This is a genomic window from Chlorobium ferrooxidans DSM 13031 (assembly GCF_000168715.1).
Classification (GTDB): Bacteria; Bacteroidota; Chlorobiia; order Chlorobiales; family Chlorobiaceae; genus Chlorobium; species Chlorobium ferrooxidans.
Window position 1 is genome coordinate 12,289 of the sequence record NZ_AASE01000005.1, and the last position, 15,506, is coordinate 27,794.

Here is a 15,506-nt window from a genome sequence, read left to right on the forward strand (position 1 = left end):
TTTCCGTTCATCCACTTGAGCATTTGCAACTGCCCAGGAGATATTTTTTTCGGAATGTTCAACCTTTGAATGCGGTTTATTACCTTAAGGGACTGCTGTTGATTGTCGCGAGTGATGATCAATTGAACTATCGGTTTTATTGAGATTTCAACCCCTGTTATGCTGCGTCACCTCTTTCTGCCTGAAATCTGCATGGAAGAAAATCCGGAAACCATGATCGGGTTTCGGGATCAGCCGATGCAGGGGAACATTTTTTCTTTCTATCCATGACCTTAATGACAGGCCCTGAATCAGTGATTGCCGCCATAACTGCCCCGCGTGAAATCCCGTTCAACTATACCTCTGCCGGTGACCGGCAGGCGATCTCCTTTCTTATGGGTCCGGAGATTGTACGACTGCTTGATGAACTGCGCGAACGGCGGGTGACCGGGCGCTCTGCACGGTTGATGATGGGCATTATCGGCGAAATTCTTATTCACCGGCGCAACCCCTTTCTTTTTCAGGAGCTGGTAGACTCTCCAACCCGTCGCCGGCGGCTTTTTGAACGGGCATTCCAGGAGCTCGACACGATTGCCGGCTCTGCCAACGGCGAGACAAGGGTGACGGTTATTGTTGCCGCAGTACGGGAGCAGCTTGAGCGATTCCGTTCGGCTGTCAAAAAAACTCCGGAGCTTCGCCGCCGCCTGAAGCGCGAACTCGGCGCGGTTGTCGGTCCCGGAAATGTGCTTTTTGATCCCTTCTCCCTTGCTGCCCATGCAACTGATGCCACGGACTGGCGACTTCATCTGCCGTCAGCGGTTGTGACTCCTGACGAGGAGTCACAGGTTGCTCCGCTGATTACGGCTATTGCCGGTATGGGACTCAACATTATCCCCAGGGGGGCCGGTACAGGCCTGACCGGCGGGGCTGTACCGCTCCGCTCCCGCTGCGTGATTATCAATATGGAAAAACTTAACCGGATCAGGGGGATTTCGGTTCGCGACTTTACGCTTGACAACGGTATGTCGGCAGAGGCTTCGGTGATTGAGGTCGAGGCCGGTGTGGTTACTGAAAAAGCGATGGAGGAGGCTGATGAGCATGGCCTTGTTTTTGCTACCGACCCGACCAGCGAGTGGTCCTGTACGGTGGGCGGCAACATTGCTGAGAATGCCGGCGGGAAGATGGCTGTTCGCTGGGGTACCTGCATCGACAATCTGCTTGAGTGGAGGATGGCCATGCCCTCAGGCGAGAACTGGACGGTAAAACGGGTCGATCACCGGCTGCGTAAAATTCTGCATGAAGACCGGGTCACTTTTGAGGTGTGGAGCGATTCGGGCACACAGCTTGAATGTATTGAACTGCTCGGTACCGATATCCGTAAAAAAGGGTTGTGGAAGGATATTACCAACAAGGCGCTCGGTGGTGTTCCCGGTCTTCAGAAGGAGGGAACCGATGGAGTCATCACCTCTGCTGTTTTTGTGCTTTATCCCAGGTATCCCGAAAAAAAGACGCTCTGTCTGGAGTTCTTCGGGCCTGATATGGATGAAGCCAGCCGGGTTATTGTTGAGCTCTCGAAAATATTCCCGCTGCTTTCCGAGAATCGCGAAGCTCTGCTTGCCCTTGAGCATTTTGATGATGAGTATATCCGTGCTATCGACTACAAGGTCAAGGCCCCGAGAGCACAGACTCCCAAAGCAGTGCTGCTCATTGATATTGCCGGCAACAGCCCCGAAGAGGTGAAGAGCGGAGTTTCGCGGGTGGAGAGTCTGCTTGAGCACCATCCCAATACCCTTATGTTTGAAGCCGGGGACAGTGCCGAAGCGGTACGGTTCTGGGCGGATCGCAAAAAGCTCGGAGCCATTGCCCGGCGGACCAATGCCTTCAAGCTCAACGAGGACATTGTTATTCCCCTTGAAGCGCTTGCGGAATTTTCACGATTTATCGATGAGCTCAATATTGCCGAAGAGCGGTATGCACAACGACGGTTTGTCAAACGGGCCGCTGAAATTCTTTCGACGTCGAAGGTCAAGGATGATGATAGCCGGTTTGCCTCCAAGATTCCGGCAGGAGTGGAACTCTGTGGTTTGTTTGACGAAAAGATTGGTTCACTTTCGCCTGAAGCCCTGCGCATGCATACGATCATCGATGAGCTCCGCAGGGAGCTCGGCGAGCTGGTACAGGGCTATCCTGATATTGAATCCGCTCTGGATGGAGCATACCATCAGGTGCGGGACCGCCGTATTGTGCTGGCTACACACATGCATGCCGGTGACGGCAATGTTCATGTCAATGTGCCGGTTCTCTCCAACGATCGCCCCATGCTTGAGCGGGCGGACAAGGTGATTGACCGGGTTATGGAAAAAGTGGTTGCGCTGGGAGGCGTTGTTTCCGGCGAGCACGGTATCGGTGTTACCAAGCTTAAATACCTTGACAAGGCTATTGTCGAGGAGCTTAGAGCGTATCGTCTCAAGGTTGATCCGAAGGGGATGATGAACCCCGGTAAACTTGACGATTTTGAGGCACTTGAGCACATTTTTACCCCCTCCTTCAATCTGCTTGAACTTGAGGCGCATATTCTCAAACGGGCACAGATCGAGGAGCTTTCAAAGAAGGTCAACTACTGTATCCGGTGCGGCAAGTGCAAGACCGACTGCTGCGTCTACTATCCGGCAAGGGGGATGTTCTATCACCCGCGCAACAAGAATCTGGCGATAGGTTCGCTTATCGAAGCGCTGCTTTTTGACGCCCAGCGCGAGCGTACAACCGATTTTGATCTGCTGAAATGGCTTGAAGAGATTGCCGATCACTGCACGATCTGTCACAAATGCCTCAAACCCTGTCCGGTGGATATCGATACCGGCGAGGTTTCGGTGCTCGAACGGGAAATTCTTTCGGAGTGGGGTTTCAAACACTCCTCACCGGTCACGGAATTGACCCTGAGCTATCTTAACAGCCGCTCACCGGCATTTAACTCGCTCTTCCGTAAAACGGTGCTCCGCGCAGGCGGAATGGCCCAGCGGGCCGCGCACAGACTCTCTGCACCGCTTCAGCCGGAAAATGACCCTCCGGCACTCTATCCGCTCAGACTGCTTCGTTCTGCCGTGCCTCCTGTGCCGGAAGATACCCTGCGTGACCTTCTTCCTGAGTGCGGCCCCGACCAGGTACTTGTTTTTGAACCGGCGGGTGAGGTGAAAGGCAATATATTCTACTTTCCGGGATGCGGTTCCGAACGTCTGAACTCCACCATCTCGATGGCGGCCATTCATCTTCTGCTTGAGCTCGGCACAAGGGTGGTGCTTCCTCCTCCATTCCTCTGCTGCGGTTTTCCTGCGCATGTCAATGCCAAGAGCGACCAGTATTCGAGTATGGTACTTCGCAACACCGTGCTCTTCAGCCAGATCCGGGAGATGTTCTCCTACCTTGACTTTGATGCCTGTGTGGTTACCTGCGGCACCTGTATGGAGGGGCTTGATGCTATTGAAACCGGCAAGCTCTTTGGCGGCAAAATTATCGATGTTGCCGCCTACGGCATTGAAAAAGGATTGAAACTTGATGCACAGGGTGAGTATCTCTACCACGCTCCCTGTCATGACTCTCTTAACGGCAAGGCTGCAGAGACCCTTGGAGCAATTGGTGGTTTCAGCAGAGTGACTCCGGTGCCTCACTGCTGTTCGGAGGCCGGTACGCTCTCGCTCTCACGGCCCGACATTACCGATTCCATGCTGCATCGCAAAAGGGATGCCATTCAGGAGACGAGGGAGCACACGGCGAGCACGATCATTCTGACCAACTGTCCCTCCTGTGTGCAGGGGCTTGGCCGGAATCTTGACCTTGGAATAGAGCCGCTCCATATTGTGGTTGCACTGGCCGAAAAACTATCCGGTCCGGGTTGGCGTGACCTTATGCTGAACCAGGCCTCCAAAGCCTCCAGGGTGACGTTTTAACAGAACGTGACAGCCACGGTTATTATCGGGTGCCGCCCGACGCCGTAATCGGGTTTCGGAACAAACAGATGAGATCCACTTACCGGAGCTGAATATGATTGTTATGGTCTGGCATTCACTCTCTGCTGAAGAGACGCAACAAAAACTCGCATCAACTTCCGAGGGGCTCAGCTCCATTGAGGCGGTTTCACGGCTCGGCATATACGGACCGAACCGGATTGAGGCCGAGCGCAGGGCAGGAGCCTGGAAGCTCCTTCTTGATCAGTTCCGCAATGTGCTGATTATCACCCTTCTCATTGCAACACTTCTCTCCGCCTTTCTCGGTCACACGCTTGAGGCTGTAGCCATTGCTGTTATTGTTCTTTTTGCCGTGCTGCTCGGCTTTATACAGGAGTTCAAGGCAGAGAAAGCCATTGAGGCGCTTCGCCAGATGGCGGCTCCGCTGGCCAGAGTTCGACGTGACGGAAAGGAGGTTACCGTCAATGCTGTCGATCTGGTTCCCGGTGATCTCCTGATGCTTGCTGCCGGAGACCGGGTTCCGGCAGACGCGAGGCTGCTGCAAGCGCTCAACCTGCGTGCCGATGAGGCTTCACTGACAGGGGAGTCACTTCCTTCTGAAAAAGAGGCCGCCGCTATTCTCCCTGAAGCTGCAGGCCCCGGTGACCGGCGCAATATGGTTTTTGCCGGCACCTCAATCAGTTACGGGCGTGCCACCGCTGTGGTGGTCTCAACCGGTATGCAGACCGAGTTCGGCAGGATTGCCGCCATGCTGCAGCAGGTTGAGAGCGAAAAAACGCCCCTTCAGAAAAATCTTGACAAGGTCGGTTCGGCGCTTGCCCGTGCCGCTTTTGTTATTGTGCTGGTGATTGTTGCGCTCGGTGTTTTTCGCGGCCAGTCATTTATCGAGATGCTTATTTTCGGCATTGCCCTTGCCGTAGCCGTTGTACCCGAGGCGCTCCCTGCTGTTGTCACCATCTCCCTTGCCCTCGGCGTACAGCGGATGGTGAAGCGCCATGCCCTCATGCGCCGCCTCTCCGCGGTTGAAACCCTTGGCAGCACAACCGTTATCTGTTCCGATAAAACCGGTACCCTCACCCGTGACGAGATGACGGTACGGGTGCTCTATACCTCCGGTACCCTCATTGAGGTAAGCGGTTCGGGTTATAATCCGGAAGGTTCCTTCACGGTTCCCGGAGGAAAACCCCTTCCTGAAAGCCTGCATGAGCTGCTTTTAGCTGGCGTACTCTGCAACGATGCCCGGATGGTGAAAGAGAGTGAAGGGGGGTGGACGGTCGCGGGTGATCCGACCGAAGGCGCACTGCTTGTTCTGGCCCGGAAGGCCGGATTGCAGGAGGATCAGCTTCAGATCGAGCATGAACGGCTTGATGAGCAGCCCTTCTCTTCTGAAACCAAACGGATGATGACCACCAATCGGGACGGCGATTCAGTCAAAACCATTGCCAAGGGGGCGCCGGAGGTTCTGCTCGATCTTTGCACTCATGTTCGTATCGCTGAAGGTGTTCAGGAGCTGGATGAGGTGAAAAAATCGGCACTCCTTCTTGAAGCGGACGGGCTCGGCAGAAAGGCGCTTCGGGTGCTTGCTCTTGCTGTGAAACCCGGAGCTGCATTTGATGGTGCTGCCACAGGGATGACCTTTCTTGGTTTTGCAGGCATGATCGATCCACCGAGAGCTGAAGCTGCTGAAGCCGTCCGGCAGTGTATTGCCGCGGGTATCCGTCCGGTCATGATTACCGGAGACCACCCGCTGACAGCCGAAGCTATTGCCGGTGAACTCGGGATTCTCGCCGACGGCAGGGTAGTGACCGGCATGATGCTTCAGGGGATGAGTGACGAAGAGCTCTCCCGTTCGGCCGGTTCGATATCGGTCTTTGCGCGTGTGGCGCCCGAACACAAACTCCGCATTGTTGAAGCTTTGCAGAAAAACGGAGAGGTTGTGGCCATGACCGGTGACGGGGTGAACGATGCTCCCGCCCTCAAGAGAGCCGATATCGGCATCTCCATGGGCATTACCGGTACCGATGTTTCAAAGGAGGCATCGGCCATGATGCTCACCGATGACAACTTTGCCTCCATTGTTGCCGCCGTTGAAGAGGGGCGGGGGATTTACGACAACATCAAGAAGTATCTGACCTATCTGCTCTCCTCCAATATCGGCGAGCTCGGCCTGATGGCTTTTGCCACCCTGATGGGTATTCCTCTCCCCCTTACCGCCGTGCAGATTCTCTATGTCAATCTTGCCACTGACGGGTTGCCGGCCCTTGCTCTTGCCGTTGACCCGGCTGAAGAGGGTATCATGCTCCGTCGGCCTACCGATCCCAAAAAGGGGATATTTACCCGCCCGGTGCTTGCCCTGATGCTCACGGGCGGTATCTGGTCAACCATAGTCAATATCTCGCTCTTTCAGTGGGCGATGGCTTCCGGTCGATCGCTTCAGGAGGCCATGACCATGACCTTTGTCTCCCTTGTCCTGATCCAGTTTTTCAAGGCCTATAACTTCCGTTCCGAAACAAAATCGATCCTGCATCGTCCCTTCGCCAACAAATGGCTCAACATCGCCATCCTCTGGGAGCTGGTGATGCTTGCTGCCATCATTTTCATTCCGGTACTCCGCAAACCCTTCGGCACCTTCCTGCTCACCGGCGAAGACTGGCTCATTGTGATCTCTTCGGCCGCGACGGTTGTGCCTGTCATTGAACTCCTCAAATGGTTTTTGCGCAAGGGATTATTCAGGTGATTTCGCTCTTGAGTCAAGGGTTTAATGCGGCGAAAAAGTCCGAAACCACCAGGTTGAAGCCGTAGGCAAGTTCGGTATTTTCAACGTCACTTCGGCTGAACCACCGGAGCATCTCTCCTTCATGCAGCACAATTTCCTCAATGTTCAGTTCAGCCTGTTTCAGGAATACATACTCTGTCCGGTCTGAAAAATCATAGGAGCGAAAGAGTGTACACCCCTCAACATTGATCTCAATCTCTTCCATCATCTCCCTTGCAATGCACTCAGCAGGAGTTTCACCCGGCTCTACATGACCACCGGGCAGATCCCACATTCCGGGGTAGGGAATGGTGGGGATGTTATCGCGGAGCATGAGCAGAACCTGTTGCTTGCTGTTATGGAAGATGATACTGGTACCGGTGTGTTTCATGGAGATACAGTTATTTAATCATGATCAGCAAATTCTGCCCTCTTCATCAAGCCGGGGATACGGCGTCCCTTCCTGCCGGAGTTCACGGCTCAGACGCGGATATGCCAGTTCAAAAAGAGTCTGGTGGAATAATCCGGGTTCCATCTGCAAGGAGTCATACATCCCTTTTGCGCTTCTCTGACGCTGGGCTTCAAAAAGAATAAGAGCTGTGGCTACCGAGACATTGAGGGATTCCACCATCCCGAACATGGGAATTGCAATCGTCTGGTCCGCACCATGAAGTGCAGCTTCGGAAATCCCGTCCCATTCGGCACCGACAACAAGGGCGGTCGGCATCGTATAGTCGATGTTTCTGAAGTCCATGCACCCGGCACTGCTGGATGCAACAAGGATCTGCATATTCTGGTCGGAGAGCTTTTTATACACCGTTGCCATCTCATGGTAGAGGTGGAGGGTAGTCCATTTGCTTGCCCCTGCCGCCGCATCCTGCTCTGTATAGATCGATTTACGGTATGAAACCGCATGAAGCTCACCGATACCGACCGTATCGCAGCTCCTGATAATGGCCGAGAGGTTGTGTGCCTTGTTGACATTGTCCATGACAACGGTCAGGTCCGGCTGCCGATGAAGCAGCATGTGCCGGATTTTGCGGAATCGATCAGGAGAGATCATGATGGAAATCTGTAATGAAGAACAAGCAACCCGTTTTTTCGTGTTGCTTCAATTTTATGGATACGCTTCAGTTCCCGACCGGGGGGTGACACTACCCGATCCGACGGGGCCGGTTGCGAGGGTAAAAAAAAATAACTATATCAATAGTAAGTGTTTTAACGGGAATGGTTAGTAAATTTCAAACAATAATAACAGGGGGATAGCCATCAGCATCATCCCTCTTTCGGAACCGTATGAAGGAGAGCGTCGGGTTGGCCGGCGGGTGAAGTGTTCAGTTTCGCGCCGCAAGGATCTGCCTGTAATACTATGAGTATTCATGATAAAAAACATCCCCACCTTGACCGGCTTCTCAAGAAAGCAACGCCGGTAACTCTTGATCCATCATCAAGGGTGCTTATACTGAGTGACTTGCATATGGGCAATGGTGGCAGGCGTGACGAGTTTCGCCGAAATGCCGAACTTGTCAGGACCATGCTTGAGAGCTACTATCTGCCCGAAAAATATAATCTGGTGCTTAACGGTGATATCGAGGAGCTGCTGAAGTTTCCTCTTGACAGCATCGTTTCAGAGTGGAGTGCGTTGTACGATCTCTTTCTGAAGTTTCAGCAAAACGGGTTTTTCTGGAAAATCTACGGAAACCATGATTCGGGTCTGATTGAGGAGCCTGATTACCCGCTTGCTTCATCGATGATTGAATCGCTGAAATTTCATTACGGCGATGAAACACTCCTGCTCTTTCACGGCCATCAGGCTTCGGTACTCTTTTGGGAGACCTACCCGATTGTCAGCCGCTCAATCATCTTTTTCCTTCGCTATATAGCCAAACCTGTGGGTATACGGAATTTTTCAAGCGCCTACAACAGCCGCCGGAGGTTTGCCATAGAGAAGTCAATCTACGAGTTTTCAAACCAGGCCAAGATTGTCTCTATCATCGGCCATACCCATCGTCCCCTCTTTGAATCGCTCTCGAAAGTGGATTTTCTGAACTTTCGTATTGAAGAGCTCTGCCGGGCCTACTCGACAGCCGGGAGTGAAACCCGCGCGACTATCGAAAGAAAAATTGCAGCCCTGAAAACAGAGCTTGCAGCCTGTTACAAGGAGGGTAAAAAAATAGGTCTCCGGAGTGGCCTCTACAATAACCTCACCATTCCCAGTGTCTTCAACTCCGGTTGTGCTATCGGAAAACGGGGCATCACTGCGCTTGAAATCGAAGGGAGCAAGATCAGACTGGTCTACTGGTACAACGGCAAACAGAGCCGGAGATTTACCAGTGATCGCGATAACCGCCCCGTTGAGCTTGGTTCGACCGGTTTTTCACGGGTTGTCCTGAACGAGGACTCGCTTGACTATGTCTTCTCCCGACTCCACCTGCTCGCCTGAGGGAGACCGCTATTAATCTGTTCCGCAATTCGATAGCTTCGTTGGGCGGTGCTCGAAATCCTCATGTACTGCATGTACATTCCGGTTTCTTCGCTCCGTTCGCCTCGCTCTCTAACTGCTCACGACAAATAATAGCGGTGCCCTGAACGCCTCCCACTGCTTCCAGTCACTTTTCAATCAGGGTGATGATATCGTCCGGGTGGGCGGCAAGACTTTTGGCGCCGAACTCGAGCAGTTCGCTTTCGGGACGGAAGCCCCAGAGGACGCCGAGAGGGTAAAATCCGGCTCTTGTGGCGGTCTGCATGTCGATGCCGCTGTCGCCGACGTAGAGGATCTCTGAGGGCTCGGCACCGAGTTCTGCTGCGACAGAAAGGGCGCTTGTCGGGTCCGGTTTTGAGGGTATGCCGTTTCGCTGACCCATCACCACATCAAACTTCCAGTTCCCGAGAAGTTCCTCCGCACAAAGCAGGGTGAATTGATCAGCCTTGTTTGAAAGAATCGCTGTTTTTATTCCCCTCTTTTTCAGGGAGTCAAGCATTTCGGCTATGCCGGGATATGGTCGTGAATTGATGTTCCAGTTGAGTGTATACTCTTCCATAAATTCGGGTAGCAGTCGGTCAATAATATCCACGGTGGCGACACCTTCAGGCAGTGCCTTTCTGACCAGCTCTCTCATGCCGTGGCCGACCAGATAGCGACACTCGTCGATTGAGTGGGTGGGGTAGTTGTGCCGGGCAAGCACCGAGTTGAGTGTTGTGAGCAGATCCGCGAGGGTGTCGAGGAGGGTGCCGTCGAGATCGAATATAACCGCCTTGAACATAGGTTGTTTTCTGTTTATGGAGCGTGATGCCGGGATGGAGTTTTACCTTTTATCCTTTTGTTGCTGTGCAGAGAAATACGGGATACGCTGTTGTTTTTCCCTCACTGCTTTTCTTGTTCATGGTGTAAATCGTGTTGAACGAAATGCCTTGTAAACCCGCAGCTTCCATCATGGCCGTCAGTTCAGTGCGATCAAACCCGTGATGAACCTCTTCGTTCGGGTCGTCATGAAAGTGGCCGTCCTCACGCTCAAGATCGGCAATGGCAATGGAGCCGCCCGGAGCAAGCAGCGTCGCGATACGGCGGAGAAAACCGGCAGTATCTCTGATATGGTGGAGCGTCATGCTGCTGTAGATCAGGTCGAATGATTGTTGCCGCTCAACCGATGCAGAAGGGGAGGAGAGGTCGAGCAGGGCGGTCTCAACATTCAGGAGGCCGAGCGAACGGATTTTTTCCTGAAGAACATGCAGCATCTCCTGTGAGGTGTCGATGGCAGTCAACTGTTTGACGAGTGGGGCTATTGCCATGGAAACAAGCCCGGTTCCGCATCCGGCTTCAAGGGCCTGCATGGTTTTTACGGGAGAACATCTTGCGATGATTGCCTCTGCAACGGCTCCGGCCAGCCCCCTTCGGCGGGGATCACTATCCCACATTGAAGCTTCGGTATTGAATTTTTCAGTGCTGTTCCAGTTACCATTCATAGCGTTGAACATCAGATTTACTATAGGAGGAGGTTCAGGTCGTCCTGTTTTTCACTTACGGGCACCCCTATGCCTTGAAGATGCCCGTGTCGATCCACTCGTTTTTCAAAAGCGACCACCAGTCAATAGCCACCCCTTTCAGCACATACTCATAGGGGAGCCAGCCGTACCCCTCCATACCCCAGCCGCTGCCCCAGGAGTTTCTGATCAGCAGGGCTCCTTTTGTCTCTTTTGCTTCGATGGAGCTGTTTTTAATCCTGATGGAGTCATCATAGCCGACCGCAACAACGGCATGGCCTCCGACAACTTTTTCACCGGCTGCAGGAAACGGTATCATTCCGGATTTTGCTGCCTGTACAACAGAGCTGAATACCGTGAAGCCGAACATTGAGGGGAGACCGGCCGAAAGATTTGATTTGATCGTTTTCAGCAGCTCTTTTTCCCCGATTCCGGGAGCGTCCATTCGGTAGTAGCTTATTGCCTGAAAACTCTGGGCATAGGCGTAGCAGAACGCTGAGGGCTCTTTATCGAAATCAGCAACAACATAGGGGTAGTACTCTTCCGGCGGCACACCGAAAAGGACCAGTGCGCCCATGGTAGAGCGGATAAAAGCCCCGGAATCTCCACGCCATCGGAGCAGGTTTCGAGTGGTCTTGTAGAGGAAAAGCCTGGAGGCATCGGTATGCTTGCCAAAGGCCCGACGTTCAAAATACTCGACGATTCCAATGCCGGCGTGTGCCGTGCAGGAACCAATGGTAAGCTGGTTTTCAACAGGTGAACACCATGGCCGCAAATCTGAGGAAGAAGCAAGAGCGGGAGCAGGTTTTGCTACACCGACCTGTGAAAGCATGCTCTTGACGGAGTTTTTCTGACCCAATTGCTTGAGGTCTGTTGAGACTTTATTATGCTCGGCCGTGTAGTCCCTGAAATCGGGATAGTCCGGCAGCCATCCCATTCCCGGACCTCTGTTTTCTGCTGACTGAACCATAGAGCTCTCTCCGTCTAAGTTGCGTTGCGTGTTTCAGTAAAACATACAATTCATTACCGGCGGGTGTGGTGCATCTCTCTGGAACGGGGAGATGCTCACCTGAACAGTCGGTGTTTTTTTATATCCGGGCGGTTTCTGCTTAAAGCTTTTTTCTGGCCTCAACGATCTGCTTGGCCACCGAGTTAAATGAACAGCTTCCATGTGATTTTTTGGAATTCACACTTGCATCAGCTTTAAGCGCCGGATAGATATCCTCATCAATTGCCTCGGAGAACTCCCTGAATTGTTCAACCGGGATATTCGGCAGGGTGACGCCGGAGGCAATGCTCCAGGTGACGATTTTCCCGGTGATGCGGTGAGCGTCACGGAAAGGAACCTGCTTGCGGACAAGGTATTCTGCGATTTCAGTGGCAAGGCTGAGATCCTCATTGGTGAGTTTGGCCAGCTTCTCCTCCTTGAGGCGGGTATGCTCAAGCAGCCGGGCAAAAATTTCAACACTGCCGAGCGTTGTTTCGGCACTGTCGAATAGCGGCTGTTTGTCCTCCTGCATGTCGCGGTTATAGGAGAGCGGCAGTCCCTTCATGATGGTCAGCATTGCCATGAGATTGCCATAGACCCGGCCGGTTTTACCTCTGACCAGTTCGGCGATATCGGCATTTTTCTTTTGCGGCATAATGGAGGAGCCGGTTGCAAAGGCATCGCTGATCTCAAGATAGCCGAACTCGTACGAGCTCCAGAGAATCAGATCTTCGGCAAACCGGGAGAGGTGCATCATGATGACCGAGCAGGCGGAGATGAACTCGATGACCGTATCGCGATCGCTGACGGCATCAATGCTGTTTGCAAAGAGATCGTCAAAGCCAAGAAGCTCGGCACTGCGCTTTACGTTGAGCGGCAGGGTGCTGCCGGCAAAAGCCGCTGCACCGAGTGGAGAGATATTCACCCGTTTCATCAGGTCACCGAGTCGGTCACGGTCACGGAGAAACATGTTGAAATAAGCAAGGTAGTAATGTCCTGCAGATATGGGTTGGGCCCGCTGCAGGTGAGTATAGCCGAATATGATGGTGTCGCGATGGGTTTCCGCCTTTTCGACAAGTACCTTCAAAAGTCCGCTGATGGCACCCTGAAGCTCCTCAATCTGGCGGCGCATGTAGAGACGGGTATCGGTTGCGACCTGGTCGTTACGGCTTCTTCCCGAGTGGAGTTTGCCGGCTACTGCCCCAATTTTCTCCTTGAGCCGGTTTTCAATAACCGTATGGATATCCTCATCTTCCCACTCCGGAACCAGTGAACCGCTGCTCAGCTCCACTTCAATTTCGCCGAGTCCGGCAATGATCTGTGCAGCATCTCTATCACTGACGATACCCTCTTCAGCAAGCATGGTGACATGGGCAACGGAGCCTCTGATATCCTCACGATAGAGCTTCTTGTCGACATGAACCGAGGAAGAGAAGAGGAGAGCGCCCCGGTCAAAGGGTTCTGAAAATCGGCTCTGCCAGAGTAGTTCTTTATTCTTGCTCATAAGGGTACCAGGTTGAAAATGGGAATGAAACTGCCTGAAAATAATAAAATCAGGGGAAAAAGAGTTCCATTGATGTGTTCAGACCGATATGTTTGAGATAAACCACATCCATTTTCTCATGAGGTTATCCCGCTTCACCGCTGTTATGACATCCTGCTGAAAAGCTTCCTGAACCATGACCCGGTTGCCGGTTTCAGCTCTTTTTTGACCGGAAGCCCCTCTTTTTCCCAACCGGCAATTCCATGCTGCATATTAACCACTCTGGAGTAGCCGTTGTTCACCAGAAAACGGGTCGCTACCATGCCGCGATTTCCTACATGACATGCGATCACGACCTTGCGGTCAACAGGTATCTCCTGAAACCTCGTTTTCAGCTCGCGCAAGGGAATCTGTAAGACATTGGAAACGTCAAAAGATTTTTTTGAAACCTCCTTCGGCTCACGGACATCGACAAGCAGTGCGCCTTTTTTAATCAAGGCAAGAGCTTTAGCGGGGCTGATTTCCTGACTGTTTTTCATCATCTGTTTTTTTGCTGGTTTTGTGTTTTCTGGTTTGGATAGCTTATGGAAACGTTCTGATAAAAGACTTTGTTTTTAAAAGTCAACAAGGGAATCGAAAGAACGTTCTGTCTGTCAACGGTATCGAACTATTCAGTCGGCTTTGATTGAAATAAAATCTCTTGCATATGATAGACATTTTTGTGTAATATACCAGTACGGGGTATGGGTATATTAAAAATAAACGTATACTATCATGGTTGCAACCACGGATTCTATGAAAGATGTGATTATGAGACTGAGAAGGGTTGCCGGTCAGATTGAGGGATTGACAAGGATGATTGAACGCGAAGAGGAGTGCAGTCAGATCATCACGCAGTTCCAGGCCGCCAAGGCAGCTCTTGACAATACCTTTTCGCTGGTCCTTCACCGTAACCTCAAGGGGTGTATGAGTCAAGGTGATTCGGAGAGTGTAGAACAGATTTTAAAACTTATTTCAAAACAGTAATCATCATGAAGGTCTACAAGGCGTTGATCGCTTGTTGTGTTGCGGGCGCTCTCGGCTCTCCGCAACTGGCAGCAGCAGGCGATAAGACAATGAAACTCTCTTTATCCGAAGCCCTTACGATGGCTCGTGAAAACAATTACACCATCAAAGCCGCACGCAGCAAGGTTGACCAGGCTGAGGCAAGAATTGTTCAGAGCCGTCAGTCATATCTGCCGAAAGTAACCTTGTCGGAGACTTTTGTTGTCACCAACGATCCCGGCGCTGCGCTGGTTCTGAAGCTTCAGCAGAATATTGTGCAGCAATCTGATTTTGATCCGGCCAAGCTCAACAATGCCGATGTCATCAACGACTTCAATACCTCCATTCAGGTCATGCAGCCGGTTTACAATGCCGATGCGGCAATTGGCAGAAAGATGGCTTTTACAGCCAAAACTGCCCAGGAGCATATGACCGCCCGAACAGAGGAGTCTATCGGACTTCAGGTTACCAGAGTCTACTACGGTCTTATTCTTGCCCGCAAGAATATTGATGCCATTGAGCAGTCGATCCGGACCATGCAGGCGCACAGCAATGAGGCCGCCAGGGGGTTCAGTGCCGGTTTACTGCCCAAATCAGACAAGCTCTCCACTGATGTGCGCCTCTCCGAGCTGCTTGAGCAGAAAATGATGATGCATGATGAGATCAAAAATGCAACGGATGCGCTGAAGGTGATGCTGCGCCTTGATTCCGGAGTGACAATTGTTCCTACCGGTGATCTTGTTATTGACAGGGTTCTTCCTTCGGGCAGTGATAAAGCGGTTTCCGAAAACCGTTCCGATCTCAAGGCTTACGAAACCTATCAGCAGGTGGCACGCTTGCAGGAGGAGATGATCCGGGCTTCGAAGCGTCCCCGTTTGAATGCATTCCTTCAGACCAACCTGCATAGCGATAATATTTTCAGTGGCGGTTCCAGCTGGGCGCTCGGTATGAATATGCAGTGGAACATTTTTGACGGTATGGCAACCGCAGGTCGTATTCAGGAGGCGAAAGCACAGGAGCGGGAGGCGATGTATAACTATGAAGCGGCAAAGAGCGGCAGTATTGCTGAAGTTGAAAAGTCGATGCGCTCACTGAAAACATCGAGAGCCAGAATCGCCGTTGCCCAGAAATCGCTCGAAGAGGCCAGGGTAAGTCTTGATTATATCAGTTCACAGTTCAAGACCGGTATGGCCATGACCTTTGAACTCCTGATGCGCGAACAGGCCCATACCTACGCCAAAATGAGGCTGAACCAGGCGAAATTCGATTACTGCATGGCCAAAAGCGAGCTGGCATACTACAGGGGAAACTAAA

General features: G+C 52.3%; 12 protein-coding genes. 5 read left to right on the plus strand and 7 right to left on the minus strand.

The window, feature by feature from the left end:
- Nucleotides 1-266 precede the first annotated feature (266 nt).
- Nucleotides 267-3,923 (plus strand): DUF3683 domain-containing protein, encoded by a 3,657-nt coding sequence (locus tag CFERDRAFT_RS04150; RefSeq protein WP_006365959.1) that lies wholly within the window; start codon nucleotides 267-269, stop codon nucleotides 3,921-3,923.
- 94 nt (nucleotides 3,924-4,017) lie between these two features.
- Nucleotides 4,018-6,678, plus strand: coding sequence for a cation-translocating P-type ATPase (locus CFERDRAFT_RS04155; protein WP_006365961.1), 2,661 nt, complete (start codon nucleotides 4,018-4,020; stop codon nucleotides 6,676-6,678).
- Nucleotides 6,679-6,691: 13 nt separating this feature from the next.
- On the opposite strand, the gene CFERDRAFT_RS04160 is transcribed toward CFERDRAFT_RS04155, so the two are convergent.
- Nucleotides 6,692-7,087: an NUDIX hydrolase gene (locus CFERDRAFT_RS04160; RefSeq protein WP_006365963.1), complete on the minus strand. Its 396-nt coding sequence runs from the start codon at nucleotides 7,085-7,087 to the stop codon at nucleotides 6,692-6,694.
- A gap of 24 nt (nucleotides 7,088-7,111) precedes the next feature.
- Nucleotides 7,112-7,759, minus strand: coding sequence for a tRNA (guanosine(18)-2'-O)-methyltransferase TrmH (gene trmH, locus CFERDRAFT_RS04165; protein WP_006365964.1), 648 nt, complete (start codon nucleotides 7,757-7,759; stop codon nucleotides 7,112-7,114).
- A gap of 306 nt (nucleotides 7,760-8,065) precedes the next feature.
- Between trmH and CFERDRAFT_RS04170 the strand changes: the two genes are divergently transcribed.
- A complete protein-coding gene (locus CFERDRAFT_RS04170; RefSeq protein WP_006365965.1) occupies nucleotides 8,066-9,139 on the plus strand; it encodes a metallophosphoesterase in 1,074 nt (357 codons plus the stop codon).
- A 166-nt stretch (nucleotides 9,140-9,305) separates the two neighbouring features.
- Here the strand turns inward: CFERDRAFT_RS04170 and CFERDRAFT_RS04175 are convergent, their stop codons facing one another.
- The 5 genes from CFERDRAFT_RS04175 to CFERDRAFT_RS04195 form a co-directional block, all read right to left on the minus strand.
- On the minus strand, nucleotides 9,306-9,959 hold the full coding sequence (locus tag CFERDRAFT_RS04175; protein ID WP_006365966.1) for an HAD family hydrolase: 654 nt from the start codon (nucleotides 9,957-9,959) through the stop codon (nucleotides 9,306-9,308).
- A 49-nt stretch (nucleotides 9,960-10,008) separates the two neighbouring features.
- On the minus strand, nucleotides 10,009-10,659 hold the full coding sequence (locus CFERDRAFT_RS04180) for a class I SAM-dependent methyltransferase (RefSeq protein WP_040433140.1): 651 nt from the start codon (nucleotides 10,657-10,659) through the stop codon (nucleotides 10,009-10,011).
- A 67-nt stretch (nucleotides 10,660-10,726) separates the two neighbouring features.
- A complete protein-coding gene (locus CFERDRAFT_RS04185) occupies nucleotides 10,727-11,647 on the minus strand; it encodes a C1 family peptidase (protein ID WP_006365968.1) in 921 nt (306 codons plus the stop codon).
- 139 nt (nucleotides 11,648-11,786) lie between these two features.
- Entirely contained in the window at nucleotides 11,787-13,169 is a 1,383-nt protein-coding gene (argH, locus tag CFERDRAFT_RS04190; protein ID WP_006365969.1) for an argininosuccinate lyase, read from the minus strand.
- Nucleotides 13,170-13,312: 143 nt separating this feature from the next.
- Nucleotides 13,313-13,690: a rhodanese-like domain-containing protein gene (locus CFERDRAFT_RS04195; RefSeq protein WP_006365970.1), complete on the minus strand. Its 378-nt coding sequence runs from the start codon at nucleotides 13,688-13,690 to the stop codon at nucleotides 13,313-13,315.
- Between the two features lie 253 nt (nucleotides 13,691-13,943).
- Between CFERDRAFT_RS04195 and CFERDRAFT_RS04200 the strand changes: the two genes are divergently transcribed.
- Both CFERDRAFT_RS04200 and CFERDRAFT_RS04205 read left to right on the plus strand, forming a co-directional pair.
- Nucleotides 13,944-14,174, plus strand: coding sequence for a metal-sensitive transcriptional regulator (locus CFERDRAFT_RS04200; RefSeq protein ID WP_040433141.1), 231 nt, complete (start codon nucleotides 13,944-13,946; stop codon nucleotides 14,172-14,174).
- Between the two features lie 5 nt (nucleotides 14,175-14,179).
- Nucleotides 14,180-15,505, plus strand: coding sequence for a TolC family protein (locus tag CFERDRAFT_RS04205; protein WP_006365972.1), 1,326 nt, complete (start codon nucleotides 14,180-14,182; stop codon nucleotides 15,503-15,505).
- Nucleotide 15,506 lies beyond the last annotated feature (1 nt).

Coding starts and splice junctions, on each gene's coding strand:
- CFERDRAFT_RS04150 (WP_006365959.1), top strand. CDS start 267: ATGACCTTAATGACAGGCCCTGAATCAGTGATTGCCGCCATAACTGCC.
- CFERDRAFT_RS04155 (WP_006365961.1), top strand. CDS start 4,018: ATGATTGTTATGGTCTGGCATTCACTCTCTGCTGAAGAGACGCAACAA.
- CFERDRAFT_RS04160 (WP_006365963.1), bottom strand. CDS start 7,087: ATGAAACACACCGGTACCAGTATCATCTTCCATAACAGCAAGCAACAG.
- trmH (WP_006365964.1), bottom strand. CDS start 7,759: ATGATCTCTCCTGATCGATTCCGCAAAATCCGGCACATGCTGCTTCAT.
- CFERDRAFT_RS04170 (WP_006365965.1), top strand. CDS start 8,066: ATGAGTATTCATGATAAAAAACATCCCCACCTTGACCGGCTTCTCAAG.
- CFERDRAFT_RS04175 (WP_006365966.1), bottom strand. CDS start 9,959: ATGTTCAAGGCGGTTATATTCGATCTCGACGGCACCCTCCTCGACACC.
- CFERDRAFT_RS04180 (WP_040433140.1), bottom strand. CDS start 10,659: ATGAATGGTAACTGGAACAGCACTGAAAAATTCAATACCGAAGCTTCA.
- CFERDRAFT_RS04185 (WP_006365968.1), bottom strand. CDS start 11,647: ATGGTTCAGTCAGCAGAAAACAGAGGTCCGGGAATGGGATGGCTGCCG.
- argH (WP_006365969.1), bottom strand. CDS start 13,169: ATGAGCAAGAATAAAGAACTACTCTGGCAGAGCCGATTTTCAGAACCC.
- CFERDRAFT_RS04195 (WP_006365970.1), bottom strand. CDS start 13,690: ATGATGAAAAACAGTCAGGAAATCAGCCCCGCTAAAGCTCTTGCCTTG.
- CFERDRAFT_RS04200 (WP_040433141.1), top strand. CDS start 13,944: ATGAAAGATGTGATTATGAGACTGAGAAGGGTTGCCGGTCAGATTGAG.
- CFERDRAFT_RS04205 (WP_006365972.1), top strand. CDS start 14,180: ATGAAGGTCTACAAGGCGTTGATCGCTTGTTGTGTTGCGGGCGCTCTC.